Source organism: Pseudomonas sp. RIT411, assembly GCF_003057735.2.
GTDB lineage: Bacteria > Pseudomonadota > Gammaproteobacteria > Pseudomonadales > Pseudomonadaceae > Chryseomonas > Chryseomonas oryzihabitans.
In genome coordinates this window covers 459326-485930 of the sequence record NZ_QBIZ02000001.1, presented here as the reverse complement: position 1 = coordinate 485930, position 26605 = coordinate 459326, and the positions used below count along the sequence as shown (strand labels likewise).

The following is a 26605-nucleotide window of genomic DNA, read 5'->3' as shown; positions in this document are numbered from 1 at the left end:
GACATGTTGCGTGACCATCTGGTCAAGCTGAACCGGCGTACCAAGAGAGTCATCCAGGTCGCGGTCGACCTCCTGCTGATCTGGCTTTCGCTCTGGTTGGCCTTCTATCTGCGCCTGGGCTCCGTGCAGATGATCGAGCCTTTCAGCGGGCATGCCTGGCTGTTCATCACCGCGCCGGCCATCGCCATTCCCCTGTTCATTCGCTTCGGCATGTACCGCGCGGTCATGCGCTACCTGGGCAACGATGCCCTGATCGCCATCGCCAAGGCGGTAACACTTTCGACGCTGCTGCTGTCGGTGGTCATCTACTGGTATCGCGATCTACCGGAGATCGTCCCGCGCTCGATGATCTTCAACTACTGGATCGTCAGCCTGATCCTGATCGGCGGCCTGCGTCTCGCGCTACGCCAGTACTTTCTGGGCGACTGGTATCGCGCCATCACGGTGCCCTTCATCAAGCAGCCGGACGAGCTGCCGCGGGTTGCCATCTATGGCGCCGGCTCGGCGGGCAACCAGCTGGTCGCGGCGCTGCGCATGGGTCGCGCCATGCGTCCGGTGGCCTTCATCGACGACGACAAGAGCATCGCCAATCGCATCATCGCCGGGCTCAAGGTCTACACCCCCAAGCACATCCAGCAGATGATCGACGAGACGGGTGCCGAAGAGATCCTCCTGGCGATTCCCTCTGCCACCCGGGCACGGCGGCGCGAGGTGCTCGGCCTGCTGGAACCCTATCCGCTGCACGTCAGAACCGTGCCGCGGATCAGCGACCTGGCCTGCGGCAAGGTACAGGTGGACGACCTCCAAGAGGTCGATATCGCTGACCTGCTGGGGCGGGATCCGGTCACGCCCCGGCCCGAGTTGTTCGCGCGCTGTATCACCGGTCAGGTGGTGATGGTGACCGGGGCAGGGGGGTCCATCGGCTCCGAGCTGTGTCGGCAGATCATCGGCCAGAAACCGCGCACCCTGATCCTGCTCGACCACGCCGAATTCAATCTCTACAGCATCCATCGCGAGCTGGACGCCCATCTCCAGCGCGAAGCCCTGCCGGTTACCCTGGTGCCGGTGCTGGGCTCCATCCGCAACGCTCCGCTGCTCCTGCAGGTGATGCGGCACTGGAAGGTGGCCACCCTCTACCATGCGGCGGCCTACAAGCATGTGCCCATGGTCGAGCACAACATCGCCGAAGGGTTCGGCAACAACGTCCTGGGGACCCTGAATGCCGCCCAGGCGGCCATCCAGGCCGGCGTCACCAGCTTCGTGCTGATCTCCACCGACAAGGCGGTACGACCCACCAACATCATGGGCAGCACCAAGCGCCTGGCCGAGATGATCCTGCAGGCGCTCAGTCGCGAAGCGGCGCCCGTGCTGCACGGCCAGGCCGACGGTATCCATCAGGTCAATCGCACCCGCTTCACCATGGTGAGATTCGGCAACGTGCTGGGTTCCTCCGGTTCGGTCATCCCGCTGTTCCGCACGCAGATCCGCAAGGGCGGGCCGGTCACCGTCACCCATCCCAAGATCACCCGTTTCTTCATGACCATCACCGAGGCTGCTCAGCTGGTCATCCAGGCCGGCGCCATGGGCGAGGGCGGCGACGTCTTCGTGCTGGACATGGGCGAGCCGGTGCGCATCGTCGAGCTGGCCGAGCAGATGATCAAGCTGTCGGGTCTGAGCGTGCGTTCGCCGGCCAACCCCCATGGCGATGTCGCCATCGAGTTCACCGGCCTGCGCCCCGGCGAAAAGCTCTATGAAGAGTTGCTCATCGGTGACGACGTGAGTCCGACGTCCCATCCCAAGATCATGCGTGCGAGCGAAGACTTCCTGGCCTGGGATGCCTTCCGCGCCGCCCTCGTCGAACTCAGTCGCGCGATCGATGCGGGTGATTACCTCCGCGTCCGGCAACTGCTGCGGGACGTCGTCGCCGGCTATTCCCCCGAAGGCGATATCGTCGACTGGCTGCACGGCAAGCGATCCATCGAGTGATCCCGTCCACGCTTTCTTTCGGCCTGGATTTGAAGCCGAGCACAGAAGCGGCAGCCTCCCCCCGCTAGGCTGAACTTTCTTTTCCTGCCACTGTTTAACTCAGGTCTTTGGGTGCATAGCTGTAGCTGTGACCCGAGCCAGGGATGGCTGCGCCGTCCTCCGATGTCTCGCCCGCAGCGCCGGGCGCGATGATGTACAAATCGATATAGGCAGGATTCAGGATGAAGGTACTGGTAACAGGTGGCGCGGGTTTCATTGGTTCCGCCGTAGTACGTTTTCTTATCAACGAAACCCAATGCAAGGTTGCCAACGTCGACAAGCTGACGTACGCCGGTAACGTGGATTCCCTGGCCGAAGTCGCCGACTCCGACCGCTACGAATTCCACCAGGTGGACATCTGCGATTTCGCCGCGCTGCAGCAGGTCTTCACGTCCTTCCAGCCCGACGTGGTCATGCACCTGGCTGCCGAGTCCCACGTGGACCGCTCCATCGAGGGCCCTGCCGCCTTCATCCAGACCAACGTGGTCGGTACCGGCGTCATCCTGGAAGTGACCCGTGCCTACTGGAACGAGCTGGCGCCAGAAGCCAAGGCGGCCTTCCGGTTCCACCACATCTCCACCGACGAGGTATACGGCGACCTGCACGGCACCGACGACCTCTTCACCGAGACCACCCCCTATTCTCCGAGCTCGCCCTATTCGGCCAGCAAGGCCGGGAGCGACCATCTGGTGCGCGCCTGGGGCCGGACCTACGGCCTGCCGGTTCTGGTGACCAACTGCTCGAACAACTACGGCCCCTATCACTTCCCCGAGAAGCTGATCCCCCACGTCATTCTCAATGCCATCCATGGCAAGCCGCTGCCGATCTATGGCGACGGCTCCCAGGTGCGTGACTGGCTGTTCGTCGAAGACCATGCCCGCGCCCTCTACACCGTGGTGACCCAGGGCGAGGTCGGTGAGACCTACAACATCGGCGGCCACAACGAGAAGCGCAACCTGCAGGTCGTCGAGACCATCTGCGACCTGCTCGAAGAGCTGGCGCCGCAGAAGCCTGAGGGCGTCGAGCGCTATCGCGACCTGATCACCTTCGTCAAGGATCGTCCCGGTCACGACATGAGATACGCCATCGATGCCAGCAAGATCGGCCGCGAGCTGGGCTGGACGCCGGCAGAGACCTTCGAGACGGGCATGCGCAAGACCGTCACCTGGTACCTGAACAATCGCGAGTGGTGGCAGCGGGTGCTGTCCGGCGCCTACCGCCTCGAGCGTCTCGGCGAAGCCGTTTAACGATCCTATCGCGGACACGCCCGTGGGCGTGTCCGACCGACAGCAACAGTCAATTTTCAGAGGACGATTGCCATGAGCAAATACAAGGGAATTCTGCTGGCCGGTGGCTCCGGTACCCGTTTGCACCCCATTACCCTGGGCGTGTCCAAGCAGTCGCTGCCGATCTACGACAAACCCATGATCTACTATCCGCTGTCCGTGCTGATGCTGGCCGGTATCCAGGAAGTGCTGATCATCTCGACGCCCGCCGACCTGCCGGGCTTCCAGCGCATGCTCGGCGACGGCAGCCACTTCGGCATGCAGCTGAGCTATGCCGAGCAGCCCAGCCCGGACGGCCTGGCCCAGGCCTTCATCATCGGTCGCGAATTCGTCGGCGATGACAACGTCTGCCTGGTCCTCGGCGACAACATCTTCTACGGCCAGCGCTTCAGCGAGACGCTGCTCAAGGCCGCGAGCGTGGAGAAGGGCGCCACCGTGTTCGGCTACTACGTCGCCGACCCCGAGCGTTTCGGTGTGGTCGAGTTCGACGAGCAGGGCAAGGCCCTGAGCATCGAAGAGAAGCCCAAGAAGCCGAAGTCCAACTACGCCGTCACCGGTCTGTACTTCTACGACAACGACGTGCTGGATATCGCCGCCAACATCAAGCCGTCGCCCCGCGGCGAGCTGGAAATCACCGACGTCAACAACGAGTACCTGCGCCGTGGCTCGCTGAACGTCTCCCTGCTGGGCCGTGGTTTCGCCTGGCTGGATACCGGTACCCACGACGCCCTGCTGGAAGCCGGCCACTTCGTCCAGACCATCGAGAAGCGTCAGGGGCTGAAGGTCGCCTGCCTCGAGGAAATCGCCTTCCAGAAAGGCTGGATCACCTGCGAGCAGATGGCACTGCAGGCCGAAGCCCTGAGCAAGACCGGGTATGGCCAGTACCTGGCGCGTCTGTGCAAGGAGCAGGACTGATGCAGGTCTTCGAAACCGCGATCCCGGACGTCAAGCTGATCGAACCCAAGGTCTTCGGTGACGACCGCGGCTTCTTCCTGGAATCCTTCCAGGCGGAGCGCTATGCCGAGCAGGCGGGGATCACCCTGGCGTTCGTGCAGGACAACCACTCGCGTTCCGCCCGCAACGTGCTGCGTGGCCTGCACTTCCAGCGCAGCAAGCCGCAAGGCAAGCTGGTGCGTGTCGTGCGTGGCGAGGTGCTGGACGTGGCCGTCGACATCCGTCGCGGTTCGCCCACCTTCGGCAACGTGGTCGCCGAGATCCTCTCGGAAGACAACAAGCGTCAGCTCTGGATACCGCCGGGTCTGGCCCACGGCTTCGTGGTGCTGTCGGAAACCGCTGATTTTGAATACAAGTGCACAGATTATTACGATCCCTCTGATGAAGGGTCTTTGATCTGGAATGATCCGGATCTGAATATCGACTGGCGGGTTACGGATCCCATCCTGTCCGCCAAAGATGCACAAGGCCTTCGATTGGCGGAGCTGTATAGATGAAGATACTGGTTACCGGAGCGAACGGTCAGGTCGGACGTTGTCTGACCGATCGTCTTCAGCGTTCAGAACTGGCATGGGAGGCCCATGGACGTGCCACTCTGGATATCGCTGACGAAGGCTCGGTAACCAGCCATCTCGAGCGATTCGCTCCCGACGTCGTGATCAACGCGGCCGCCTACACGGCGGTCGACAAGGCCGAGCAGGAGCCGGAGATTGCCGCCCGCGGCAATATCGAAGGCCCTGCGGTGCTTGCCCAGGCCTGCGGCGCCGCCGGCATCGCGCTGCTGCACCTGTCCACCGACTACGTGTTCGACGGCACCGCCACCGAACCCTACCAGGTCGAGGATCCGGTCAGCCCGTCCGGGGTCTACGGCATGACCAAGCTGGAAGGGGAGAACCGCGTGCTCTCCGCCTGCCCACGCTCGGTGGTGCTGAGAACCGCCTGGGTGTTCAGCGAACACTGCAACAACTTCCTCAAGACCATGCTGCGGCTCGCTGCCGATCGCGACGAACTGCGGGTGGTGAGTGATCAGGTGGGTTGCCCGACCTACGCTGGCCATATCGCCGACGCGCTGCTGCAGGTCGCCGCCCAGGCTCATGCTCAGCCTGAGCAGACGGCCTACGGCCTCTATCACTTCGGCGGTGACAGCGGCCTGAGCTGGTGCGACTTCGCGCGCTACATCATCGACGCCGGCCAGGAGCTGGGCATGCTGGAGCGGGCGCCGCTCATCACCGGCATCGCCACTTCCGAATTTCCGACCCTCGCCAAGCGTCCGGCCTATTCCATGCTGGATTCCAGCGCGCTGGAGCAGCGCTTCGGCATCCCGCCCAGCGACTGGCGCCAGGGCGTTCGCCAGACCCTGCTGGCGCTGCGGACCGAGCGTGCCCAGGCGGGCTCGCTGGTGAGTTGACCGCCTGACCCGTTGCGTTAAGCTCTGCGAATCAAACAGCGGAACACGGAGGTTCCTCTATGAGATTCGTCTGGATAGTCACCTTGCTCGCTCTGTTCGGCTCCTGGGCCAATGCCTGCGAGTCCGGCCCGGGGGCTGCAACCAAGCCAGCCTCGACGGCCAGCCTGGCGCCCCTGAACATCAATGTCGCCGACGCCACCGCGCTGCAAGGGCTGCGGGGGATAGGGGCCGTCAAGGCCCAGGCGATCGTCGACCATCGCCAAGCCCATGGCGCCTTTGCCTCGGTGGACGAGCTGCTCGAGGTCAAGGGGATCGGCAAGGCCCTGCTGCAGCGCAACCGCGACCGCCTCAGCGTCGACTGATTTTCGGCAAACTTTAGTCGGTTCTCGGCACCTTTTTACCAAGCCATTGTTTTCGCTGGATTTTTAGGATCTGGCACAGGCATTGCTCTATCTCTGACACGAGTGGGTACGGCGTCAATTTCCCGTGCCAGAGGAGCAGAGCAAATGGTTCAAGGTGTCGAGTTCAATCGGTTGATGCTGGAAATGCGTTCCATGCAGACCGAAGCCATGGCCCGGTCGAAAGCCGTCGTAGCTCCGGCTGCCGGCGCGGAACAGGTCCAGGGTCCGAGCTTCGCCGACATGCTCAGCAAGGCCGTGGGCTCCGTCAACGAAACCCAGCAGACCGCCGGCGAGCTGGCCAAGGCCTTCGAGCTGGGTCAGGGCGGCGTCGACCTCACTCAAGTCATGATCGCTTCGCAGAAGGCCAGCGTCTCCGTGCAGGCCTTGACCCAGGTACGCAACAAGTTCGTGCAGGCGTACCAAGACATCATGCAAATGTCGATTTGAGGACGGTCTAGAAAATGGCTGACGCTCTTACCAACGCACCCGTCCCGACGACCCAACCTGCGGCTGAAGACAAGCCCAAGAAGTCGCTGCTGGGTCTCAGCTTTCTCGACAACCTGTCCGACATGCCGCTGCTGCGGCAGATGGGGCTGCTGATCGGCCTGGCCGCCAGCGTCGCCCTGGGTTTCGCCGTGGTGCTCTGGACCCAGCAGCCGGACTATCGGCCGCTGTACACCAGCATGAACGGTCTCGACGCCAACCAGGTGCTGCAGGCCCTGGGCGCGGCCGACATCGGCTACAAGGTCGATCCGAATTCCGGTGCCCTGCTGGTCAAGTCCGATGACCTCGGCCGGGCGCGCATGAAGATGGCCGCGGCCGGCATCACCGCCTCCGATGGCAACGTCGGCTTCGAGCTGCTGGACAAGGAGCAGCCGCTGGGCACCAGCCAGTTCATGGAAGCGGCCAACTACCGTCGCAGCTTGGAAGGCGAACTGGCCCGGACCATTTCCAGCCTCAACAACATCAAGGGCGCCCGGGTGCACCTGGCGATCCCGAAGAGTTCGGTGTTCGTTCGTGACGAGCGCAAGCCGAGCGCCTCGGTACTGGTCGAGATGTACCCCGGCCGTACCCTGGATGCCGGTCAGGTCATGGCCATCATCAACCTGGTCGCCACCAGCGTGCCGGAACTGGACAAGTCCCAGGTCACCATCGTCGACCAGAAGGGTCAGCTGCTGTCCGACCAGCAGAATCTTTCCGAGCTGTCGATCGCCGGCAAGCAACTGGACTACACCCGCAAGATGGAAGGCTCCCTGACCCAGCGCGTGCAGAACATCATGCAACCGGTGGTGGGCAATGGCCGCTTCAAGGCCGAGGTGTCCGCCGACGTGGACTTCAATGCCGTGGAGTCGACCTCCGAGCAGTTCAACCCGGATCAGCCGGCGCTGCGGAGCGAGCAACAGAACAGCGAGCAGCGTCAGACTTCCGGCGGCGGCGCCCAGGGCGTGCCGGGGGCCCTGTCCAACCAGCCGCCCGGTCCGTCCTCGACCCCGGAAAAGGCTGGTGCCCAGGGTGGCGGTGCGAACTACATCGCTCCCGGCCAGCCGCTGCGCGATGCCAATGACCAGTTCATCTACGACAGCAAGACCAGCCTGCCGGCGACCCTGCCGTACCCGACCGACAAGCGTGAGCAGAACACCCGCAACTACGAACTGGACCGCAGCATCAGCTACACCCGTCAGCAGCAGGGTCGTCTGCGTCGACTTTCCGTCGCCGTGGTACTGGACGACCAGGTCAAGGTCGATGCTGCCGGCAAGGTCAGCCACCAGCCCTGGACCACCGAAGACCTGGCTCGCTTCACCCGTCTGGTGCAGGATGCCGTGGGCTTCGACGCCAGCCGTGGCGACAGCGTGAGCGTGATCAATGCGCCCTTCGCCCCGGTGCAGCAGGAAGAGATCGAGAGCATTCCCTTCTATCAGCAGCCCTGGTTCTGGGGTGTGGTGAAGCAGGCCCTCGGCGTCCTCTTCATCCTGGTGCTAGTCTTTGGGGTGCTGCGTCCGGTGCTGAAGAACCTGTCCGGCGGCAACAGCAAGGACGCCGCTGCCCTGGCCGCTGCCGGTGGTGCCGGTGCGCTGGGTGCCGGCGGTCTGGATGGGCTGTCGGACGATCTGGCCGACGACAAGGTGAGCCTGGCCGGTCCTGCGCCGCTGTTGCTGCCCAGCCCCAGCGAGGGTTATGACGCTCAACTGACCGCCATCAAGCAGCTGGTCAACGATGATCCGGGCCGTGTCGCCCAGGTAGTGAAGGATTGGATCAATGGCGACGAATGACGCGCAACTTTCCAAGGTCGAGAAGGCCGCGATCTTCCTCCTGTCGCTGGGTGAGGCCGATGCCGCGCAGATCCTGCGCCACATGGGGCCCAAGGAGGTACAGAAGGTCGGTACCGCCATGGCGCAGATGCGCAACGTCAACCGCGAGCAGGTCGAGCGGGTACTGGGCGACTTCATCGAGGTGGTGGGCGACCAGACCAGCCTGGGCGTGGGCGCCGACGGCTACATCCGCAAGATGCTCACCCAGGCCCTGGGCGAGGACAAGGCCAGCGGCCTGATCGACCGCATCCTGCTGGGCGGCAACACCAGCGGCCTGGACAGCCTGAAGTGGATGGAGCCGCGGGCGGTGGCGGACGTGATCCGCTACGAACACCCGCAGATCCAGGCCATCGTGGTGGCCTATCTGGACCCGGACCAGGCGGCCGAGGTGCTCGGTCACTTCGATCACAAGGTGCGCCTGGACATCGTCCTGCGCGTTTCCTCGCTGAACACCGTGCAACCGGCGGCGCTCAAGGAGCTGAACCTGATCCTGGAGAAGCAGTTCTCCGGCAGCGCCAGCACCACCCGTACCGCCCTGGGCGGCGTGAAGCGCGCCGCCGACATCATGAACTACCTGGACAGCTCGGTCGAAGGCCCGCTGATGGATGCGATCCGCGATGCGGACCAGGATCTGTCGGGGCAGATCGAGGACCTGATGTTCGTCTTCGACAACCTGGCCGACGTCGACGACCGCGGCATCCAGGCGCTCCTGCGCGAGGTGTCTTCCGATGTGCTGGTGCTGGCGCTCAAGGGCGCCGACGACGGCATCAAGGAAAAGTTCTTCCGCAACATGTCCAAGCGCGCGGCCGAGCTGCTGCGCGACGACCTGGAAGCCAAGGGCCCGGTGCGACTGTCCGAGGTGGAGGGCGCGCAGAAGGAGGTCCTCGCCGTGGCTCGTCGCATGGCCGATGCCGGCGAGATCGTTCTGGGCGGCAAGGGTGGCGAGGAAATGGTCTGACGGCTTGCCGGGGTTGGCCTGTGCTTTGCTAATGTCTGCTCAGTAGCGGTTTTCTGACGGACAGGTAATGAGCAAAGAAGCGGCGAGCGAACTGATCAGGGCGCGGGATCTGGAAGCCTTCGATGTCTGGCGACTGCCGGCCTTCGACAGTTTCGACGAGCCCGAGGAGATCCCTGCGCCCGCGGCGGCCGAGCCCGAGCCCCAGCCGGAGCCGCAGATCGAAGAAGTGCCGGTGGAAGAGGTCCAGCCGATCACCCTCGAAGAGCTGGAGGCGATCCGCCAGGAGGCCTACAACGAAGGCTTCGTCACCGGCGAGCGCGACGGCTACCACGCCGGTCAGCTCAAGGCGCGCCAGGAGGCCGAGGCGGCGCTGACCGCCCGGCTGGCCAGCTTGGAAACCCTGATGAGCCATCTGCTCGATCCCATCGGCGAACAGGACCAGGCCCTGGAAGCCGGGATGGTGCAGCTGGTCCGGCACATTACCCGCGAAGTCATCCAGCGCGAACTCACGCTAGACTCCAGTCAACTGGGTCAGGTGGTGCGCACGGCGCTGAAGCTGCTGCCCATGGGGGCCGAGAACATCCGCATCCAGGTCAGCCCCCAGGACTTCGAGCTGATGAAGGCCCTGCGTGACCGCCACGAGGAGAAATGGCGCATCCTCGAGGACGAGACCCTGATGCCTGGTGGCTGCCGGATCGAGACCGAGAGCAGCGTCATCGATGCCAGCATCGAGACCCGTCTGACCCAGGCACTGACGCAGCTGGCCGAACAGCAGCGTCACCAGGCGACCCAGCCCCAGGAAGCCGATCTGCACATCGACATCGAGGATGCCCCCCATGCGTCTTGAGCGTCTGAGTTTCGAACGCCGCCTCAGCGGTTACGATGAAGCCATCCGGGTCGAACAGCAGCCGGTGATCGAAGGCCGCCTGCTGCGCATGGTCGGCCTGACCCTGGAAGCCGAGGGCCTGCGTGCCGCCGTCGGCAGCCGCTGCCGGCTGATCAATGGCGGTGGCTACCAGCCGGTGGAAGTCGAGGCCGAGGTGATGGGCTTCAACGGCAACAAGACCTTTCTCATGCCGGTGGGCAGCCTCGCCGGTATCGCGCCCGGCGCCCGGGTGGTGCCGGTGCCGGATACCGGCCGTCTGCCCATGGGCATGTCCATGCTCGGTCGCGTGCTGGATGGCCTGGGCAATGCCCTGGACGGCAAGGGCCGCATGCGTGCCGAAGACTGGGTGCCGATGGACGGCCCCACCATCAACCCGCTCAAGCGCGAGCCCATCAGCGAGCCCCTGGACGTCGGCATCCGTAGCATCAACGGTTTGTTGACGGTGGGTCGCGGCCAGCGTCTCGGCCTGTTCGCCGGTACCGGCGTGGGTAAGAGCGTGCTGCTCGGCATGATGACCCGGCTGACCAAGGCCGAGATCATCGTGGTCGGGCTGATCGGCGAACGGGGCCGCGAGGTGAAGGAATTCATCGAGCACATCCTGGGCGAGGAGGGCATCAAGCGGGCGGTGGTCGTGGCCTCGCCGGCGGACGATGCGCCCCTGCTGCGCCTGCGTGCGGCCATGTACTGCACCCGCATCGCCGAATACTTTCGCGACAAGGGCAAGAACGTGCTCCTGCTGATGGATTCCCTGACCCGCTATGCCCAGGCGCAGCGGGAGATCGCCCTGGCCATCGGCGAGCCGCCGGCGACCAAGGGCTATCCGCCGTCGGTGTTCGCCAAGCTGCCGCGGCTGGTGGAGCGGGCCGGCAATGCAGAAAAAGGTGGGGGTTCGATCACGGCGTTTTATACTGTGCTCTCGGAAGGCGACGATCAGCAGGATCCCATCGCCGACTCGGCGCGGGGCGTGCTGGATGGCCACTTCGTGCTGTCGCGGCGCCTGGCCGAGGAAGGCCACTATCCGGCGATCGACATCGAGGCGTCCATCAGCCGGGTCATGCCCCAGGTGGTCAGCCCGGAGCACCTGCGCAACGCCCAGCGCGTCAAGCAGCTCTGGTCGCTCTATCAGCAGGCCAAGGACCTGCTCAGCGTCGGTGCCTATGTGCCCGGCGGAAATGCCGAAACCGATCTGGCGATCGCTCGCTACGCCCCCATGCAGCACTTCCTGCGCCAGGGGCTGCGCGAGAGCGAATCGCTGGAACAGAGTGCCGCCAATCTCCAAGCTGTGTTGGGAGGCTGATAGATCATGAAAGGCAGAGCCGAACGTCTGGGCCCCGTGGTGGAGATGAGCGAGCGCGACGAGCGTGACGCGGCCCAGCGCCTGGGGCAGTGCCAGCAGCAACTGGCCCAGGCCGAGTTCAAGCTCGGCGAATTGCAGCGCTATCGCGAGGATTACCAGCAGCGCCTGGTGGCCAATGGTAGCCGCGGCGTCACCGGCCAGTGGCTGATCGGCTATCAGCGCTTTCTCAGCCAGCTGGAAGAGGCTATCGGCCAGCAGGAGCGCAACGCCCAGTGGCACCGCGATGTGGTGGCCAAGGCCCGCACCCAGTGGCAGGAGCACTATGCGCGCCTCGAAGGCCTGCGCAAGCTGGTCGAGCGCTATCGCCAGGAGCAGCGCCTGGTCGAGGACAAGCGCGAACAGAAACAGATGGACGAATACGCCCAGCGGGCGCGCTCGACCTATATCTAGGCCGGGCCTTGCCCCTCGTCCCTTGTCTTAGCCAGTGAGAATGCCGATGTTTTCCTCCCATATCGATCCGGAAACGCTCGCCGCCCTGCGCGACTGCATGGAGGAGGAGTACGTCGACCTCATCGAAACCTTTCTGGTGGATTGCGAAGAACGTATCGCCGAACTCAAGCGCAGCGTGATCGGCGGCGATGCCGAACAGGTCCGCCAGCTGGCGCACAGCTTCAAGGGCAGTGCCGGCAACATGGGGGCCGCACCGCTGGCGGAGCTGTGCCGAGCCGTGGAGGAGGGCGCGCGGCGTCGGGCGACCACCGCCGAGCTGGCCATGGGGGTATCCGCCATGGAGCGCGAATTCGCCATCGTCCGCATCCTGTTCAAGGTCGAGCGGCAACGCTACGCGGGCTGACCTCGTCAAAGCGCTGGCGTTTAGGGCTGGCGCGCAACTTGCTAGTGATCCGAAAACCCGTCCGAAAACCCGTCCTTCGGAGTCCTCCATGGCCGTCGTGCCCGATTTCCTTCTGAACACCGCCACCTCGCCAGCCAGCACCGGCCGGGCGGCGGCCAAGACCCCTTCCCAGGATCGCCCGGCCGCGCAGGAGCGCTTCGCCGATGTCTTTGCCCAGGAGCAGCCGCGTGAGCCGGTGCGCAGCGAAAAGCCGCGTGACACCAGCGACAGCAAGGCCCCCAGCCAGGCGCGCAAGAGCGAATCCGGGCGTGCCCGTGATGGGGATGACCGGGTGAAACGCGCGGGCGATGACGACCGCACAGCGGACGCCAAGCCCGAGGCCGACAGCACCGCCAAGAGCGACGCGCCGTCGGCAACCACCGCCGACGACAGCGGCAAGACCTTGCCGGTGGCCCAGGGCGAAGACGCCAAGGCGCCGGTGGACGCGGTTCTGGATCCGCTGTTCATGTTCGGCATGACCGGCCAGTTCCCGCAGCCGGTAGCCACGCCTGTGGCAACGCCTCAGCTGCCCACCGGGACGGCCGCGGACGCCGCAGTCACCGCCACTGCCCAGGCCCTGGATCCGGCGGCGCTGCTGGGCGCTGCCGTGGCAACCGTAGCCCAGACGACCACCCCGGGTATCGGCGCGGGCGCCACGGCCACCCCGGCCAAGCCCGGCGAGCAGCAGACGACCGACGATGGTCTGGCACAGCTGCTGGGCCAGGTGCCCCAGGCCCAGGGTGACGCCGCCAAGCTCACCAGCAACGCCAACAACCTGGCGGCCACCCAGCTGCAAGGGCTGTTGCCGGCGGATGGCACGCCCGCCCAGGCGGCGGATCAGGCAGCCAGTGCGGCCCTGGCCGCGACCCTGGACAAGGGCGATGGTCAGGACGCGGCGGCCCCGAGCAAGACCGATGCCTTCGCCGACAAGCTCACCGCCCTGTCGCAGGCGCTTAGCAGTCCGGCGCAGACCGCTCGTCCGGTTACCGCTGCCGTACCGGGCCAGCCGCTCAATCCCCAGGCCGGCAACTTCAGCGAGGCGGTGGTCGACAAGGTCATGTGGATGTCCAGCCAGAATCTCAAGACCGCCGACATCCAGATGGAGCCGGCGCAACTGGGCAAACTGGAGGTGCGCATCGACATGACCCAGGACCAGACCCAGGTCACCTTCGCCAGTCCCCACGCCGACGTGCGCGAGGCGCTGGACAACGGCAGCCAGCGTCTGCGGGAGCTCTTCGCCCAGCAGGGCATGAACCTGGCCAACGTCAACGTCTCCGATCAGTCGTCCGGCCAGGCCTGGCAGCAGTCCCAGCAGGGCGCTCAGCACGAGGGCTCGCGCCGGGGCCACGGGGGTGTCGCAGGGGATGGCGCGGACGAAGCGGTGGCGAATGTCGCCGAAATCCGCGGCTCGGCGACCCTCGCCGCGCGCAGTCTGGTCGACTACTACGCCTGACAGGCCAACGCCTCCCAGGTGACAGCCTCGGCCGCACCTGCTATATCCCCTTCGTATCAATAGGTTAGCTGCGTCACCCAATAGGGGTGACGAGCCGCACAGGATTCGGTCGAACACTTATGGCGAAGAAGCAGGCGCCCGCGGCAGAGGGCGCAGCCGCGGAAGGCAAGGGCAAGGGCAAGCTCAAACTCATTATCATCATCGTCGTGGCCCTGCTGCTGGTCATCGGCGCCTCGGTGGGTGCGACCTGGTTCCTGCTCGGCAAGAAAAGCGCCGAGCCCGAGCACGCCGCGCCGGCCGCTCCGGCGGCACCGGTGCATCTGGCTGCGGTCTACCAGGCGCTGGTGCCGGCCTTCGTGGTCAACTACAACGCCGACGGTCGCCAGCGCTACATGCAGGTCACGGTGACCCTGATGGGGCGCGACCAGGCGCAGATGGATGCGCTCAAGGCGCAACTGCCGCAGGTCCGCAACCAGCTGGTGATGCTGTTTTCCGGGCAGGACTTCAATAGCCTGCTGACGCCGGTGGGCAAGGAGATGCTGCGCCAGCAGGCCACCAGCAAGGTTCAGGAACTGGCGAAGAAACTGACCGGCCAGACTGCCATCGAACAGGTATTGTTCACCAATCTCGTCCTGCAATAGGTAACGCCATGGCCGTGCAAGATCTGCTCTCTCAGGACGAAATCGATGCCCTGCTGCACGGGGTCGACGATGGCATCGTCGAGACCGAGACCGATGCCGAGCCGGGCACCATCAAGGGCTATGACCTCACCAGCCAGGATCGCATCGTCCGCGGACGTATGCCGACCCTGGAGATGATCAACGAACGCTTCGCCCGCTATACCCGGGTCAGCATGTTCAACCTGCTGCGGCGCTCGGCGGACGTTTCCGTGGGTGGGGTGCAGGTCACCAAGTTCGGCGAGTACATCCACTCGCTGTACGTGCCCACCAGCCTCAACATGGTCAAGATGAAGCCCCTGCGCGGTACCGCACTGTTCATCCTCGACGCCCGCCTGGTGTTCAAGCTGGTGGATAACTTCTTTGGTGGCGATGGGCGTCACGCCAAGATCGAAGGTCGTGAATTCACCCCCACCGAGTTGCGCGTGGTGCGCATGGTGCTCGATCAGTGCTTCATCGATCTCAAGGAAGCCTGGGGCGCCATGCTCGACTGCCAGTTCGAGTACATGAACTCCGAGGTCAACCCGGCCCTGGCCAACATCGTCAGCCCCAGCGAAGTGGTGGTGGTGAGCACCTTCAACATCGAACTGGATGGCGGCGGCGGCGAATTGCACGTGACCATGCCCTATTCGATGATCGAGCCGATCCGCGAGATGCTCGACGCCGGCTTCCAGTCGGACGTGGACGACCAGGACGAACGCTGGGTCAAGGCCTTGCGCGAGGACCTGCTCGATGTGCGCGTGCCCCTGGAGGCGACGGTTGTCCGGCGCCAACTCAAACTCCGCGATATTCTCAACATGCAGCCCGGCGACGTGATTCCGGTGGAAATGCCCGAGGAGATGCTCATGCGCGCCAATGGCATGCCCACCTTCAAGGTCAAGATGGGCGCGCGCAAGGGCAACCTGGCCCTGCAGATTCTCGAACCGGTCAGCCGCGGCCGCTGAGCGACAACCGTTTTTTCCGTCCGGGCCCGGGCCCGGCGTAGCACGAGACCCAGACAATGGCAGACAACCCCGAAGAACAAGCCCTGGCGGACGAGTGGGCCGCGGCCCTGGCCGAAGCCGGTGACGCCAGTCAGGACGACATCGACGCCCTGATGGCCCAGGGTACCCAGGTCGAAGCCCCCAAGCCGCCCAAGGCGCCGGTGGAAGAATTTGGTCAGAGTAGTGGGGGGTTGGCAGTGAGCGGCATGGAAGGGCCCAACCTGGATGTGATCCTGGACATCCCGGTGACCATCTCCATGGAGGTCGGCCACACCGACATCTCCATCCGCAACCTGCTGCAACTCAACCAGGGCTCGGTCATCGAGCTCGACCGTCTGGCTGGCGAGCCGCTGGACGTGCTGGTGAATGGTACGCTGATCGCCCATGGTGAAGTGGTGGTGGTGAACGAGAAGTTCGGGATCCGCCTGACCGACGTCATCAGCCCCACGGAACGTATCAAGAAGCTGCGGTGATCCATGAAGAGTCTGCTCCTGCCGCTGGGTCTCCTGCCCCTGACCGCGCGTGCCGCCGAAGCCACCTCGCCGGGGCTGGATGTGGGGGCGCAGGTCGGTCAGTTGCTGCTCGGTCTGCTGTTGGTGATCGCGCTGATTCTCGGCCTGGCCTGGCTGGTGCGCCGGGTGCAGCAGCAGGGTCCGCGCGGCCAGCAGGTGATCAAGGTCATCTCCACCCAGCACCTGGGCCCGCGCGAGCGGCTGGTGCTGGTTCAGGTCGGCCAGGAGCAATTGCTGATCGGTGTCGCCGGCGGACGGATCACGCCGCTGCACAGCCTGCGCGAGCCGGTGCGACCGGGCGAGACGGAAGCGCCGGCGCCGGAGTTCGCCCAGCGCCTGCTGGAACTCATCAGCCGCGATCCCAAGGCGAAACCATGATCTCTTCGCGTCTCCCGGCCAACCTCGGGCGCTCCCTGGGCTGGCTGCTGGGCCTGGCCGTGCTGCTGTTCGCGCCCCTGGCGCTGGCGCAGCAGGCCGGACAGGCCAATCCGCTGTCGATCCCGGCCATCACCTTGAGCACCAACGGCCAGGGGCAGCAGGAGTATTCGGTCAGCCTGCAGATCCTGCTGATCATGACGGCGCTGAGCTTCATCCCGGCGTTCGTCATGCTGATGACCAGCTTCACCCGCATCGTCATCGTCTTCGCCATCCTGCGCCAGGCGCTGGGCCTGCAGACCACGCCGTCCAACCAGGTGCTGGTGGGCATGGCGCTGTTTCTCTCGCTGTTCATCATGGCGCCGGTGTTCGACCGCATCAACAGCACCGCCGTGCAGCCCTATCTGAACGAACAACTCAGCGCCCAGGACGCCATCGCCCGGGCGCAGGTGCCGATGAAGGACTTCATGCTGGGGCAGACCCGGCAATCGGACCTGGACCTGTTCATGCGGCTGTCCAAGCGCACCGACATCCCCAGCGCCGACCAGGCGCCCTTGTCGATCCTGGTGCCGGCCTTTGTCACCTCCGAACTCAAGACCGCCTTCCAGATCGGCTTCATGATCTTCATTCCCTTCCTGGTCATCGACCTGGTGATCGCCAGCGTGCTGATGGCCATGGGCATGATGATGCTGTCGCCGATGATCATCTCCCTGCCGTTCAAGCTGATGCTGTTCGTGCTGGTGGATGGCTGGGCGCTGATCATGGGTACCCTGGCCAGCAGCTTCGGCACCGTCTAGCGGTGCCCCCTTTGCGTGGAGAAGCGAAATGACCCCTGAAGTCGCCGTCGATCTGTTCCGCCAGGGTCTCTGGCTTACCGCGCTGCTGGTGGCGGTGCTGGTGGTGCCGAGTCTGATCGTCGGTCTGATCGTGGCGGTCTTCCAGGCGGCGACCCAGATCAACGAACAGACCCTGAGCTTTCTGCCGCGGCTGATCGTCACCCTGTTGACGCTGATCGTGCTGGGACCCTGGATGGTCCGGCAACTGATGGAATTCATCCAGACCTCGGTCGCCAACATCCCGCGGCTGATTGGCTAGCCCATGCTCGCCCTCAGCGACGCCCAGATCGGCGGCTGGATCGGCAGCTTCCTGTTTCCGCTGTTCCGCATCGCCGCGCTGCTGATGACCATGCCGATCATCGGCACCACCCTGGTCCCGGTGCGGGTGCGGATGTATTTGGCCCTGGCCCTGAGCCTGGTGCTGGTGCCGACCCTGCCGCCGATGCCACAGGTGGATGCCATCAGTCCCCAGGCGCTGCCGCTGATCGTTGAGCAGATCCTCATCGGCGCGGTGATGGGGTTCAGCCTGCAGCTGTTCTTCCATGTCTTCGTGGTGGCGGGCCAGATCATCTCGACCCAGGCGGGCCTGAGCTTCGCGTCCATGATCGACCCGGTCAACGGCGCCTCGGCCCCGGTCATGGGCCAGTTCTTCACCATGCTGGTGACGCTGCTGTTCCTGGCCATGAACGGCCATCTGGTGGTGTTCGAGATCCTCGCCGAAAGCTTCGTTACCCTGCCGGTGGGCGATACCCTGAGCGTCGAGCACTTCTGGCAGGTCGCCGGGCGGCTGGGCTGGGTCATGGGCGCCGGCATCCTGCTGGTGCTGCCGGCCATCACCGCGCTGCTGGTGGTCAACATCGCCTTTGGCATCATGACCCGCGCCGCGCCGCAGCTGAACATCTTTTCCGTCGGCATGCCGCTGATCGTGGTGCTGGGCATGGTCATCGTCTGGCTCGGCACCGCCGACATCCTCTCCCACTATGAAAGTCTCGCCAGCGAGGCGCTGCAATGGCTGCGCGAACTCGCCCGAGCCCGCTAGGAGATATGCCGCATGGCTGAATCCGATGGCGAAGACCGTACAGAAGACCCCACAGAGAAACGCAAGCGTGACTCCCGGGAGGAGGGGCAGCTCCCGCGATCACGCGAACTCGGCACGGTGGCGGTCATGCTCTCGGGGGTCGGCGGCCTGCTGATGTACGGCGCCTTCCTGGGCGGCAAGCTGCTCGAGGTGATGCGCAGCAACTTCTCCCTGCGGCGCGAAGAGGTCATGGACGAACGCTTCATGGGCACCTTCCTGCTGGCCTCGGGCAAGGCGGCGATGATCGGGATGCTGCCGATGATCGCCTTGGTGGTGATCGCCGCCATCGTTGGCCACATCGCCCTGGGTGGCTTCCTGTTTTCCGGCAAGATGCTGGCGCCCAAGCCGAGCCGGATGAATCCCATGTCCGGCATCGCCCGGATGTTTTCCAAGAATTCCCTGGTGGAATTGCTCAAGGCCCTGGGCAAGTTCTTCATCATCCTCGGCGTGTCGGTGCTGGTGCTGATGGGCGAGCGCACGGCCCTGCTGCAGATCGCCAAGCTGCCGACCGAGCAGGCGCTGCTGCACAGCATGCAGGTGGTAGGGCATGCCACCCTGCTGCTGGCCCTGGGGCTGCTGATCATCGCCGCGGTGGACGTGCCCTTCCAGATCTTCAGCAATCGCAAGAAGCTGATGATGACCAAGCAGGAGATCAAGGACGAATACAAGGACGCCGAGGGCAAGCCCGAGGTCAAGGGCAAGATCCGCCAGATGCAGCGGCAGATGGCCCAGCGTCGGATGATGGCCGAAGTGCCCAATGCCGATGTGGTCATCACCAACCCGACCCACTTCGCCGTGGCGCTCAAGTACGACGCGGCCAAGGGCGGGGCGCCGGTGCTGGTGGCCAAGGGCAGCGATTTCACCGCGCTGAAGATCCGCGAGATCGCCCAGGAACACCAGGTCTCGCTGCTGGAGTCGCCAGGGCTGGCGCGCGCGGTGTATTTCTCCACCGAGGTGGATCAGGAGATTCCGGCCGGACTCTATGTGGCCGTTGCTCAGGTCTTGGCCTATGTCTATCAGCTCAGGCAATTCCGGGCTGGACGCGGGCGCAAGCCCAAGCTGTCCGATCTGCCCATCCCGCCGGATCTGCGGCGGGATGAGGAGGGGAAGGCGCCTACTTGATGACGCCGCAGGCGACGCGTGCGCCGCCACCACCCAGCGGCTTGGGCTGGTCGGCGTAGTTGTCGCCACCGGCATGCACCATCAACGCATGGCCCTTGAGCTCTTCCAGGCGCTTCAGGCGGGGCGCCAGCACCGGCTGGGTGGCCTGGCCGTCGGCGGTCACATAGAGCGCCGGCAATTCGCCCAGGTGGCCGTCGTCCGACCAGGGCGCGCTGTGCTTGCCGGTGTTGCGCGGATCCAGATGGCCGCCCGCCGCGCCCCCTGCGGTCAGGGTGCCATTCACCTCGGCCGCGCCGCAGTTGGGCTTGGTGTGGACGTGGAAGCCATGGATACCGGGCTCCAGGCCCTTGAGATCCGGCGTGAAGACCAGACCGTACTTGGAGCGGGTCACCTGCACGCTGCCGACACTTTCGCCCACACCGTCGGTCGTGACCTTGTTCAGCGGGATCGTCAGGGATTCGGCTGCCTGGGCGGTGCCGACCAGGCAGGTGGCCAACAGGGTCGCGGTCCAGATCTTCATGGTGATGTTCCTCGGATAGGCGCGCTAGCGCGGGTCCCTAGACAGACTCATGGCCTCCGCCCACGGTTCAGCCGACGAGTCCGGCGATCCGTAACCAGTCCTGTATCACCTCCGGGAAAACCCCGCTGATTCAAGGTCTTGAGCAGTTGGCCCGGAGCTTGCTCAAGCCCCTGCGAACAGTGCGCTGCGTCAACTTTCCGTGACGACGGCACCGGCAAGCGAGGAATGGGTGTGAAAGTCGACAAATCCATGATGATGGGCAACATGCGCGGTCTGGCTCGCGGCAACCTGGGCGTGCCGCTGGCCGTCCTGGCGATGCTCGCCATGATGACCCTGCCGATGCCGCCGTTCCTGCTGGACGTGCTGTTCACCTTCAACATCGCCCTGTCAATCGTGGTCCTGCTGGTCAGCGTCTACGCCCTGCGGCCGCTGGATTTCGCGGTCTTCCCGACCATCCTGCTGGTGTCGACCCTGCTGCGCCTGGCGCTGAACGTGGCCTCGAGCCGCGTGGTGCTGTTGCACGGCCAGGACGGTCACGACGCCGCGGGCAAGGTCATCCAGGCCTTCGGCGAGGTGGTGGTCGGCGGCAACTACGTGGTCGGTGCGGTGGTGTTCGCCATCCTCATGATCATCAACTTCGTGGTGGTGACCAAGGGTGCCGGCCGCATCTCCGAGGTGTCGGCGCGTTTCACCCTGGACGCCATGCCCGGCAAGCAGATGGCCATCGACGCCGACCTGAACGCCGGCATCATCGACCAGGCCGAAGCCAAGAAGCGTCGGACCGAAGTGGGCCAGGAAGCCGACTTCTACGGTTCCATGGACGGTGCCAGCAAGTTCGTCCGTGGTGACGCCGTCGCCGGTCTGCTGATCCTCTTCATCAACCTCATCGGCGGCATGGCCATCGGCATGGCCCAGCACGGTCTGTCGTTCGGCGAAGCGGCGCGCATCTACGCCCTGCTGACCATCGGTGACGGCCTGGTCGCCCAGGTTCCCTCGCTGCTGCTGTCAGTCGCCGCGGCCATCATGGTCACCCGGGTGTCCTCCGCCGAAGACATGGGTCAGCAGGTCAATCGTCAGATGTTCGCCTCGCCCAAGGCGCTGGCGGTCTCGGCTTTCATCATCATCGCCATGGGCCTGGTGCCGGGCATGCCGCACCTGCCGTTCCTCGGCCTGGGTGGCGCCGCCGCCGCCGGTGCCTGGCTGATCTACAAGCGTCAGCGCCAGGCCAAGCAGACCGCCGAGGTCGAAGCCAAGAAGCAGCAGGACCTGGCTCCCGTACAGCGTCCGGCCGAGGCCAAGGAGCTGGGCTGGGACGACGTTACCCCAGTGGACATGGTTGGTCTGGAAGTCGGCTATCGGCTGATCCCCATGGTCGATCGCAACCAGGGTGGCCAGTTGCTGGCGCGGATCAAGGGCGTGCGCAAGAAGCTGTCCCAGGACCTCGGTTTCCTCATGCCGTCGGTACACATCCGCGACAACCTGGACCTGCTGCCCAACGCCTATCGTCTGACTCTTATGGGCGTCAGCGTGGCCGAGGCCGAGATCTATCCCGACCGCGAACTGGCCATCAACCCCGGTCAGGTCTATGGCTCCCTCAACGGCGTCGCCGCCAAGGATCCGGCATTCGGTCTGGAGGCGGTCTGGATCGACGTCACCCAGCGCGACCAGGCCCAGTCCCTCGGCTACACCGTGGTCGATGCCAGCACCGTGGTCGCCACCCACCTCAACCAGGTGCTCTTCAAGCACGCCCACGAGCTGATCGGCCACGAGGAGGTCCAGCAACTGCTGCAGGTACTGGCCAAGAGTTCGCCCAAGCTGGCCGAGGAGCTGGTGCCCGGCATCGTCTCCCTGTCGACCCTGCTCAAGATCCTCCAGCAACTGCTGCAGGAGCAGGTCCCGGTCCGCGACATCCGTACCATCGCCGAAGCCATCGCCAACGTCGGTCCGCGGAGTCAAGATCCCGCCGCCATCGCCGGTGCCGTACGGGTCGCCTTGTCCCGCGCAATCGTCCAGAACATCGTTGGAATGGAGCCTGAGCTGCCTGTTATCACCCTTGAGCCAAGGTTGGAACAGATGTTGCTAAGTAGTATGCAGAAGGCCGGTCAAGGCGCCGAGGACGGCATGTTCCTCGAGCCTGGCATGGCTGAAAAACTGCAGCGTTCCCTCATCGAGGCAGCGCAGCGTCAGGAAATGATGGGTAAGCCAGTGGTGCTGCTGGTAGCCGGTGCGATCCGCGGGATGATGTCCCGCTTCGCGCGGATGGCGGCGCCGAACATGAGTGTACTGGCCTACCAGGAAATTCCGGACAACAAGCAGGTCACCATCGTCGCTACCGTTGGCCAGAATGGCTGAGGTCTAGATCATGCAAGTCAAACGTTTCTTCGCCGCCGATATGCGTCAAGCCATGAAGCTGGTACGCGACGAGCTGGGCCCGGATGCCGCCATCCTCAGCAACCGCCGGGTCGCCGGTGGTGTCGAGCTGACCGCGGCGCTGGACTACCAGGCTCCGGCACCGGCCGCGCCCAACGCGGAGCTGCAGGCGGAGTTGCGCAAGACCCATGCGAAGATCGCTCAGGCCCATGCCGACCTCAGCATCCGCGCGCCGGGCGTGCCCTCGGCCGCACCCAAGGACAAGCAGCTGCTCGGCGCCATCAGCGCCGCCGACAGCCGTCGCGAGCCGGTGATCGCCCCGCCGCGTGCGCCCCAGCCGGCCGCCGCCGCCCCTGCCGCCAGCGCCGCGCCGGAAGACCGCCGCGCCCTGGAAGCCATGCGCAGCGAACTCAGCGGCCTGCGTGAACTGCTGGAAGTCCAGCTCGGCTCCATGGCCTGGACCCAGGTGCAGTCCACCCGTCCGCAGCAGGCCGGCCTCTGGCGTCGTCTGCAGCGCATGGGTCTGCCGGCCGATCTGGCCCGCCACCTGCTCGACAGCGTCGCCAAGATCCAGGACCCGCGCCATGCCTGGCGCATGCTGCTGGCCAATTTCGCCCAGCTGGCCAAGACCACCGACGCCAAGATTCTGGAGGAGGGTGGTGTCGTCGCCTTCGTCGGTCCGGCCGGCATGGGCAAGACCACCACCCTGGCCAAGCTCGCCGCCAGCTACGTGCTCAAGTACGGTCCCCAGAGTCTGGCGCTGGTCAGCATGGACAGCTTCCGCATCGGTGCCCAGGAGCAGATCAAGACCCTCGGCCGTATCCTCGACGTGCCGGTGACCCTGGTCGACCCGGGCCAGTCCCTGGCCCAGGCGCTGGCACCCCTGGCACGCAAGCGCCTGGTGCTGATCGACACCGCGGGCATGCCCGCCAATGATCCGGCGCTCAAGGTGCAGCTCGAAGCCCTGGCCAACCGCCAGCTGAAAATTCGCAACTATCTGGTATTGGGTGTCACCAGCCAGAGCCAGGTGCTCAAGGCGGCCTACCACAGCTATCGGCGCTGCGGCCTGAGCGGCTGCGTGCTGACCAAGCTGGACGAAGCCGCCAGTCTCGGCGAAGCCTTGGGTCTGGCCATCAGCCAGCGCCTGCCGGTGGCCTACATCGCCGACGGCCCGCGCATCCCGGACGACCTGCATCCGGCCCGCAGCCACCAGCTGGTGAGCCGCGCGGTGAGCCTGCAGGCACCCGAGGAACCGAGCGAAGAAACCATGGCGGGCATGCTTGCCGGCCTGTATCAGAGCAATGCCCGCCGCGCCGGTTAGCGCAGACGAACGGTAGTGGTGCATCGCATGCCTGGGCACGCCAAATGCACTTGGTCTAAAGTGTGACGGATTTCAATCAAAGGTATCAGGCAATGGGTAGCATGCATCCCGTCCAAGTCATAGCGGTCACGGGCGGTAAAGGCGGTGTCGGCAAGACCAACGTGTCGGTCAACCTGGCCTTGGCCCTGGCCGATATCGGGCGGCGCGTCATGCTGCTCGACGCCGACCTGGGCCTTGCCAACATCGACGTTCTGCTCGGCCTGTCGCCCAAGCGCACCCTGGCCGACGTCATCTCCGGCGAGTGCGAGCTGCGCGATGTGCTGCTGCACGGCCCGGGCGGCATCCGCATCGTCCCGGCGGCCTCGGGCACCCAGGCGATGGTCAATCTGACGCCGGCCCAGCACGCCGGTCTGATCCAGGCCTTCAGCGACATCAGCGAAAACCTCGACGTGCTCATCGTCGATACCGCGGCCGGCATCGGCGACCAGGTGGTCAGCTTCGTTCGCGCCGCCCAGGAAGTCCTGGTGGTGGTGTGCGACGAGCCCACCTCCATCACCGATGCCTACGCCCTGATCAAGCTGCTCAATCGCGACCATGGCGTCACCCGTTTCCGGGTCCTGGCGAACATGGCGCTGACGCCCCAGGAAGGTCGCAATCTCTTTGCTAAGCTGACCAAGGTGACCGACAGATTCCTGGATGTCGCCCTGCAGTATGTGGGCGCCATTCCGTTCGACGAGGCGGTGCGCAAAGCCGTGCAGAAACAGCGCCCCGTGTTCGAAGCCTTTCCGCGTGCCAAGGCCTCGCTGGCCTTTCGTGCGGTAGCTCAGAAAGTCGATGGCTGGCCGTTGCCCGCCAATCCGCGCGGCCATCTCGAGTTCTTTGTCGAGCGCCTTGTGCAACCAGCCATCGGTACCCACGCATGACAGCATCCAGCGGGCTTCGCATGTACAGCAAAACCTCGGAACGTACCCAGCAGGAGCAACTCATCAACCGCTATGCGCCGTTGGTGAAACGCATCGCCTACCACCTCCTGGCGCGACTGCCGGCCAGCGTGCAGGTCGAGGACCTGATGCAGGCCGGCATGATCGGCCTGCTGGAGGCCTCGCGCAAATATGACGCCGGCAAGGGCGCCAGCTTCGAGACCTACGCCGGCATCCGCATCCGCGGCGCCATGCTCGACGAGGTCCGCAAGGGCGACTGGGCACCACGCTCGGTGCACCGCAACACGCGCATGGTCACCGACGCCATTCGCGCGGTGGAAGCGCGCACCGGTCGCGACGCTAAAGATTCCGAAGTCGCGGCCGAACTTAAATTGAGTCTGGATGAGTACTACGGCATCCTTGGCGACACCATGGGGAGTCGCCTGTTCAGTTTCGACGACCTCATGGAGGGTGGTGAGCATGGGCTCGAGGAGAGCGGTTCGCATGAACTCGAACCCGGTCGCGGTCTGGAGGACGAGCGCTTCCGCAAGGCCCTGGCCGACGCCATCGCCAATCTTCCGGAGCGTGAACGTCTGGTGCTCTCGCTGTATTACGACGAGGAACTCAACCTCAAGGAAATCGGCGAGGTGCTGGGCGTGAGCGAGTCACGCGTCTGCCAACTTCACAGTCAATGCGCGGCACGCCTGCGGGCGCGGCTGGCGGAATGGCGTTCGCGTTAACCGGCTGGTACTCAGGCTACTACGATTGCTTAGACGCGCCTTGCGGCGTGTGTGCGGATTAGGACGGAGGTCGACTTGGACAAGAACATGAAAATCCTCATCGTGGACGATTTTTCCACGATGAGACGCATCATCAAGAATTTGCTGCGCGATCTGGGATTCACCAATACCGCCGAAGCAGACGACGGCAACACCGCGCTGCCGATGTTGCAGAGCGGCAACTTCGATTTTCTCGTCACCGACTGGAACATGCCCGGCATGACCGGCATCGACCTGCTGCGCCAGGTGCGCGCCGATGCGCGCCTGAAGACTCTGCCAGTGCTGATGGTGACCGCCGAAGCCAAGCGCGAGCAGATCATCGAAGCCGCTCAGGCCGGCGTGAACGGCTATGTGGTCAAGCCTTTCACCGCCCAGGTGCTGAAAGAAAAGATCGACAAGATCTTCGAGCGGGTGAACGGCTGAAGAAAGCCGCGGGGACGTTATGGATCAGCTTGGCTCCAACAGCTTCAGCGACTTCGAGTCGAATCTCAAACAGCACGCCCAAGAGCTGGTGAAATGCCTGGAAAGCGGCGATTTCACCCAGGCCGTGCACGTCATCAATGAACTCAACCAGTTGCGCGATCGGGGTCTCTACCAGGAAGTCGGCAAGCTGACCCGCGAGTTGCACAACGCCATCGTCAACTTCGAGATCGATCCGCGCGGCATGGCCGGCGAAGAGGTCTCCCAGATCAGCGATGCCACCGATCGTCTCTCCTACGTGGTGAAGATGACCGAGAACGCCGCCAACCGGACCATGGATCTGGTGGAGGAGAGCGCCCCGCTGGTAGGCAACTTCGGCGACGAAGCCCGCGCCGTGCATGCCGACTGGAAGAAGTTCATGCGCCGGGAAATGGGCGCGGACGAATTCCGCGAGCTGGCCAAGCGCGTCGACGCCTTCCTCAGTCACAGCGAGAGCAGCGCCGAGCAACTGTCGGCCAAGCTCAACGACATCCTCCTGGCGCAGGACTACCAGGACCTTACCGGTCAGGTGATCAAGCGCGTAGTCAATCTCGTCGGGCAGATCGAGAAAGACCTCGTCAAGCTGGTGATGATGGCCAGCCAGGTCGATCGCTATACCGGCTTCAGTCACGATCACACCGCGCTGATCGAACAGAATCGAAAAGAAAAGACGATGAAGGGTGAAGGTCCGCAGATTCATGCCGATAAGCGTGAAGACGTCGTGGCCGCTCAGGTCGACGTCGACGATCTTCTATCCAGTCTGGGCTTTTGACCCAGACCCTCT

The 26605-nt window shown here is 64.7% G+C and carries 29 protein-coding genes; 28 read left to right on the top strand and 1 reads right to left on the bottom strand.

Going from position 1 to position 26605, the window contains the following annotated elements:
• Window positions 1–3 precede the first annotated feature (3 nt).
• The 22 genes from DBY63_RS02240 to flhB all read left to right on the top strand — a co-directional run bounded on the left by DBY63_RS02240 (window position 4) and on the right by flhB (window position 19452).
• The gene (locus DBY63_RS02240; protein ID WP_108581164.1) at window positions 4–1986 is read left to right on the top strand and encodes a nucleoside-diphosphate sugar epimerase/dehydratase; all 1983 of its coding nucleotides are present in this window, start codon (window positions 4–6) and stop codon (window positions 1984–1986) included.
• A gap of 221 nt (window positions 1987–2207) precedes the next feature.
• Window positions 2208–3272, top strand: coding sequence for a dTDP-glucose 4,6-dehydratase (gene rfbB / locus DBY63_RS02235; protein ID WP_027597984.1), 1065 nt, complete (start codon window positions 2208–2210; stop codon window positions 3270–3272).
• A gap of 72 nt (window positions 3273–3344) precedes the next feature.
• Window positions 3345–4226: a glucose-1-phosphate thymidylyltransferase RfbA gene (gene rfbA, locus DBY63_RS02230; protein WP_007160390.1), complete on the top strand. Its 882-nt coding sequence runs from the start codon at window positions 3345–3347 to the stop codon at window positions 4224–4226.
• Window positions 4226–4762: a dTDP-4-dehydrorhamnose 3,5-epimerase gene (gene rfbC, locus DBY63_RS02225; protein ID WP_007160389.1), complete on the top strand. Its 537-nt coding sequence runs from the start codon at window positions 4226–4228 to the stop codon at window positions 4760–4762. The genes rfbA and rfbC overlap by 1 nt, the downstream gene beginning before the upstream one ends.
• Entirely contained in the window at window positions 4759–5673 is a 915-nt protein-coding gene (rfbD, locus tag DBY63_RS02220) for a dTDP-4-dehydrorhamnose reductase (RefSeq protein ID WP_027601684.1), read from the top strand. The genes rfbC and rfbD overlap by 4 nt, the downstream gene beginning before the upstream one ends.
• 83 nt (window positions 5674–5756) lie before the next feature.
• Window positions 5757–6035 carry a ComEA family DNA-binding protein gene (locus DBY63_RS02215; RefSeq protein ID WP_223855453.1) on the top strand — a complete coding sequence of 93 codons (279 nt, stop codon included), beginning with the start codon at window positions 5757–5759 and terminating at the stop codon, window positions 6033–6035.
• A gap of 144 nt (window positions 6036–6179) precedes the next feature.
• Entirely contained in the window at window positions 6180–6521 is a 342-nt protein-coding gene (gene fliE / locus DBY63_RS02210; protein ID WP_007160386.1) for a flagellar hook-basal body complex protein FliE, read from the top strand.
• Between the two features lie 14 nt (window positions 6522–6535).
• Complete coding sequence (gene fliF, locus DBY63_RS02205; RefSeq protein ID WP_108581163.1) at window positions 6536–8344, top strand: flagellar basal-body MS-ring/collar protein FliF; 1809 nt, start codon at window positions 6536–6538, stop codon at window positions 8342–8344.
• Complete coding sequence (gene fliG / locus DBY63_RS02200; RefSeq protein ID WP_007160384.1) at window positions 8331–9341, top strand: flagellar motor switch protein FliG; 1011 nt, start codon at window positions 8331–8333, stop codon at window positions 9339–9341. The genes fliF and fliG overlap by 14 nt, the downstream gene beginning before the upstream one ends.
• Before the next feature lie 67 nt (window positions 9342–9408).
• Complete coding sequence (gene fliH, locus DBY63_RS02195) at window positions 9409–10188, top strand: flagellar assembly protein FliH (protein WP_027597980.1); 780 nt, start codon at window positions 9409–9411, stop codon at window positions 10186–10188.
• Entirely contained in the window at window positions 10178–11524 is a 1347-nt protein-coding gene (gene fliI / locus DBY63_RS02190) for a flagellar protein export ATPase FliI (protein WP_007160382.1), read from the top strand. Before fliH ends, fliI begins: the two co-directional genes overlap by 11 nt.
• 6 nt (window positions 11525–11530) lie before the next feature.
• Entirely contained in the window at window positions 11531–11974 is a 444-nt protein-coding gene (gene fliJ, locus DBY63_RS02185) for a flagellar export protein FliJ (RefSeq protein ID WP_027597978.1), read from the top strand.
• Window positions 11975–12020: 46 nt separating this feature from the next.
• The gene (locus tag DBY63_RS02180) at window positions 12021–12377 is read left to right on the top strand and encodes an Hpt domain-containing protein (RefSeq protein WP_042133002.1); all 357 of its coding nucleotides are present in this window, start codon (window positions 12021–12023) and stop codon (window positions 12375–12377) included.
• Window positions 12378–12465: 88 nt separating this feature from the next.
• Window positions 12466–13869, top strand: coding sequence for a flagellar hook-length control protein FliK (locus tag DBY63_RS02175; protein ID WP_108581162.1), 1404 nt, complete (start codon window positions 12466–12468; stop codon window positions 13867–13869).
• 119 nt (window positions 13870–13988) lie between these two features.
• A complete protein-coding gene (gene fliL, locus DBY63_RS02170) occupies window positions 13989–14510 on the top strand; it encodes a flagellar basal body-associated protein FliL (protein ID WP_027597975.1) in 522 nt (173 codons plus the stop codon).
• An 8-nt stretch (window positions 14511–14518) separates the two neighbouring features.
• Window positions 14519–15490 (top strand): flagellar motor switch protein FliM, encoded by a 972-nt coding sequence (gene fliM, locus DBY63_RS02165; protein WP_007160377.1) that lies wholly within the window; start codon window positions 14519–14521, stop codon window positions 15488–15490.
• A gap of 56 nt (window positions 15491–15546) precedes the next feature.
• Window positions 15547–16002 (top strand): flagellar motor switch protein FliN, encoded by a 456-nt coding sequence (fliN, locus tag DBY63_RS02160; protein WP_007160376.1) that lies wholly within the window; start codon window positions 15547–15549, stop codon window positions 16000–16002.
• A 3-nt stretch (window positions 16003–16005) separates the two neighbouring features.
• Window positions 16006–16419, top strand: coding sequence for a flagellar biosynthetic protein FliO (gene fliO, locus DBY63_RS02155; RefSeq protein ID WP_027597974.1), 414 nt, complete (start codon window positions 16006–16008; stop codon window positions 16417–16419).
• Window positions 16416–17213 (top strand): flagellar type III secretion system pore protein FliP, encoded by a 798-nt coding sequence (fliP, locus tag DBY63_RS02150; RefSeq protein WP_108581161.1) that lies wholly within the window; start codon window positions 16416–16418, stop codon window positions 17211–17213. Before fliO ends, fliP begins: the two co-directional genes overlap by 4 nt.
• A 28-nt stretch (window positions 17214–17241) precedes the next feature.
• A complete protein-coding gene (fliQ, locus tag DBY63_RS02145) occupies window positions 17242–17511 on the top strand; it encodes a flagellar biosynthesis protein FliQ (protein ID WP_027597972.1) in 270 nt (89 codons plus the stop codon).
• A gap of 3 nt (window positions 17512–17514) precedes the next feature.
• On the top strand, window positions 17515–18291 hold the full coding sequence (gene fliR / locus DBY63_RS02140) for a flagellar biosynthetic protein FliR (RefSeq protein ID WP_108581160.1): 777 nt from the start codon (window positions 17515–17517) through the stop codon (window positions 18289–18291).
• 12 nt (window positions 18292–18303) lie between these two features.
• Window positions 18304–19452, top strand: a complete 1149-nt coding sequence (flhB, locus tag DBY63_RS02135) for a flagellar biosynthesis protein FlhB (RefSeq protein WP_108581159.1) — start codon at window positions 18304–18306, stop codon at window positions 19450–19452.
• Here flhB and sodC read toward each other — a convergent pair.
• Entirely contained in the window at window positions 19445–19972 is a 528-nt protein-coding gene (sodC, locus tag DBY63_RS02130) for a superoxide dismutase family protein (protein WP_007160370.1), read from the bottom strand. The genes flhB and sodC overlap by 8 nt on opposite strands.
• 249 nt (window positions 19973–20221) lie before the next feature.
• Between sodC and flhA the strand changes: the two genes are divergently transcribed.
• From flhA to DBY63_RS02100, 6 genes are all read left to right on the top strand, one after another.
• The gene (flhA, locus tag DBY63_RS02125; RefSeq protein ID WP_256594340.1) at window positions 20222–22324 is read left to right on the top strand and encodes a flagellar biosynthesis protein FlhA; all 2103 of its coding nucleotides are present in this window, start codon (window positions 20222–20224) and stop codon (window positions 22322–22324) included.
• Window positions 22325–22334: 10 nt separating this feature from the next.
• Entirely contained in the window at window positions 22335–23663 is a 1329-nt protein-coding gene (gene flhF / locus DBY63_RS02120; protein WP_027597969.1) for a flagellar biosynthesis protein FlhF, read from the top strand.
• Between the two features lie 92 nt (window positions 23664–23755).
• Window positions 23756–24586 (top strand): flagellar synthesis regulator FleN, encoded by an 831-nt coding sequence (fleN, locus tag DBY63_RS02115; protein WP_017642087.1) that lies wholly within the window; start codon window positions 23756–23758, stop codon window positions 24584–24586.
• Window positions 24583–25323, top strand: a complete 741-nt coding sequence (gene fliA, locus DBY63_RS02110; RefSeq protein WP_027597968.1) for an RNA polymerase sigma factor FliA — start codon at window positions 24583–24585, stop codon at window positions 25321–25323. The genes fleN and fliA overlap by 4 nt, the downstream gene beginning before the upstream one ends.
• A gap of 87 nt (window positions 25324–25410) precedes the next feature.
• The gene (locus DBY63_RS02105) at window positions 25411–25785 is read left to right on the top strand and encodes a chemotaxis response regulator CheY (protein ID WP_169853335.1); all 375 of its coding nucleotides are present in this window, start codon (window positions 25411–25413) and stop codon (window positions 25783–25785) included.
• 19 nt (window positions 25786–25804) lie between these two features.
• Window positions 25805–26593: a protein phosphatase CheZ gene (locus DBY63_RS02100; RefSeq protein WP_007160364.1), complete on the top strand. Its 789-nt coding sequence runs from the start codon at window positions 25805–25807 to the stop codon at window positions 26591–26593.
• The last annotated feature ends 12 nt before the right edge of the window (window positions 26594–26605 follow it).